The 1,143-nt window shown below is 43.6% G+C and carries 1 protein-coding gene and 2 pseudogenes; all 3 read right to left on the bottom strand.

Features of this window, described 5'->3' with window-relative positions:
• Positions 1 to 81: 81 nt before the first annotated feature.
• Positions 82 to 283 (bottom strand): annotated as a pseudogene (gene groEL, locus ACFIO3_RS13495) (chaperonin GroEL); the annotation flags it as partial.
• An 89-nt stretch (positions 284 to 372) separates the two neighbouring features.
• Positions 373 to 577: pseudogene (groEL, locus tag ACFIO3_RS13500) on the bottom strand (chaperonin GroEL); the annotation flags it as partial.
• Positions 578 to 663: 86 nt separating this feature from the next.
• Positions 664 to 1,143: TCP-1/cpn60 chaperonin family protein (locus ACFIO3_RS13505; RefSeq protein WP_375704631.1), on the bottom strand; the 480-nt coding region annotated here is incomplete at its 5' end.

Raw genomic sequence — 1,143 nt, forward strand, 5'->3', positions numbered from 1 at the left:
GAAAAACTGTATGAAACGTGAAAAAGCATAAAAAAACGGGCCCAGAAGACCCGTTTCTTTATTATTTCTATGGAAAAGAGCTTAGAAATCCATTCCGCCCATTTCACCCATTCCGCCAGCAGGCATCGGAGGCATTGGTGTATCTTTCTTTGGAACTTCAGCAACCATTGCTTCTGTTGTGATCAGAAGGCTCGCAATTGAAGCCGCATTCTGAAGAGCAGAACGCACAACTTTCACAGGATCAACAATTCTTGAAAGCAATCAAATCACCGAATTCACCAGTTGAAAAACGTAAAGTTGCTAAACGTGAAAAAGCATAAAAAAAAACGGGCCCAGAAGACCCGTTTCTTTATTATTTCTATGGAAAAAAGCTTAGAAATCCATTCCGCCCATTCCACCCATTCCGCCAGCAGGCATCGGAGGCATTGGTGTATCTTTCTTTGGAACTTCAGCAACCATTGCTTCTGTTGTGATCAGAAGGCTCGCAATTGAAGCCGCATTCTGAAGAGCAGAACGCACAACTTTCACAGGATCAACAATTCTTGAAAGCAATCAAATCACCGAATTCACCAGTTGAAAAACGTAAAGTTGCTAAACGTGAAAAAGCATAAAAAAAAACGGGCCCAGAAGACCCGTTTCTTTATTATTTCTATGGAAAAAAGCTTAGAAATCCATTCCGCCCATTCCACCCATTCCGCCAGCAGGCATCGGAGGCATTGGTGTATCTTTCTTTGGAACTTCAGCAACCATTGCTTCTGTTGTGATCAGAAGGCTCGCAATTGAAGCCGCATTCTGAAGAGCAGAACGCACAACTTTCACAGGATCAACAATTCCCAAAGCAATCAAATCACCGAATTCACCAGTTGCGGTATTGTAACCATAAGTGTCAGCATTATTTTCCAGCACTTTGCCCACAATAATAGCGGCTTCTTCACCAGCATTGCTTGCAATCTGGCGCGCTGGTGCTTGTAGAGCACGACGAACGATACTAATACCAGCTTCTTGGTCAGGATTACTTCCCTTAACGGTCAACGCATTTGCTGCACGCAACAATGCGGTACCACCTCCAGCAACAATACCTTCTTCAACAGCAGCACGTGTTGCATTCAAAGCATCATCAACACGGTCTTTCTTTTCTTTCAC

The sequence above is a fragment of the Bartonella sp. AD328YNZD genome, assembly GCF_042196425.1.